2 protein-coding genes are annotated in these 1090 nt (G+C 57.2%); both read left to right on the top strand.

The features are described from left to right. Positions 1-843: sensor histidine kinase (locus GGD62_RS40555; RefSeq protein ID WP_246800599.1), on the top strand; the 843-nt coding region annotated here is incomplete at its 5' end. After that, the coding region (locus GGD62_RS41445) for a response regulator (RefSeq protein WP_183714872.1) at positions 840-1090 on the top strand (251 nt) is incomplete at its 3' end. The genes GGD62_RS40555 and GGD62_RS41445, both read left to right, overlap by 4 nt.

Raw genomic sequence — 1090 nt, 5'->3', positions numbered from 1 at the left:
GTCCGCACGAGTGGCAAGCCTTTTTTCGATGGAAAGGGCAATTTTCTCGGCTACCGTGGCGTCAGCACTGACATCACCGCTACCATTCGCGCCGATCAAGCCGAACAAGAACTACGAAGGGCACAATCGGAGCTTACGCATGTGACGCGTGTAACGACGTTAGGAGAGCTGACAACTTCCATCGCCCACGAAATAAACCAGCCACTCGCCGCTATTATCAGCAACGCCGATGCGTGCCTCGGTTGGATGGGCCGGGAAGCGCCTAATCTTTCCGCCGCCCGCTCTTCGGTGGAGTGGATCATCGAAGACGCAATCCGGGCAAGCGAGGTGATCCGTCGTATTCGCGCGCTCGCGAAGAAGGGCGAGATTGAGATGGTGCCGCTCGATATCAATGAAGTCGTTAAGGACGTCATTGCGCTGGTAACACGGGAGCTGGTGAGCCACCGAGTGACGTTACGAACCGAGCTGAGGGCAGGGCTGCCTACGATCCTCGGCGATCGGATTCAGCTACAACAGGTGATCATCAATCTCGTGATGAACGGAATCGAAGCCATGGAGGCAGTTACCGACCGGACGCGCGAACTGCTGATTCAATCATCAAAGGACGATGTGGGGCACATCCACCTTGCCGTCACGGATTGCGGCGTCGGCATCGCCGAGAAGGACGCGGACCGCGTCTTGGATCCTTTCTTCACCACCAAATCGAGTGGCCTTGGAATGGGTCTTTCAATCTGCCGGTCGATTGTGGGAGCTCACGGAGGACGGCTGTCAATGGTCCACAAAAGTGGACCGGGCGCGACCTTCCAGGTTGCCCTACCGCCGCATAAGGAGGCCGTCGCGTGACAGGACGATTTGACTCGCCAGGTGAAGTCAGCAACGCCAAGGCCTCGACAAAGGCGATCGTCTTCCTCGTCGAGGATGACATCTCCATGCGTCGCTCGCTTACGAACCTTTTTCTATCGGTAGGGATGGATGTCATTGCATTCGGATCGGCGCGCGAAATGCTGCAGAGCACAATTCCGGACGCTATTAGCTGTCTAGTTCTTGATGTCCGGCTGCCAGGCTTGAGCGGCCTTGACTACCAGACCGA

This window comes from Bradyrhizobium sp. ERR14 (assembly GCF_014198235.1).
Classification (GTDB): Bacteria; Pseudomonadota; Alphaproteobacteria; order Rhizobiales; family Xanthobacteraceae; genus Bradyrhizobium.
This window is presented reverse-complemented; position numbering and strand designations above follow the sequence as displayed.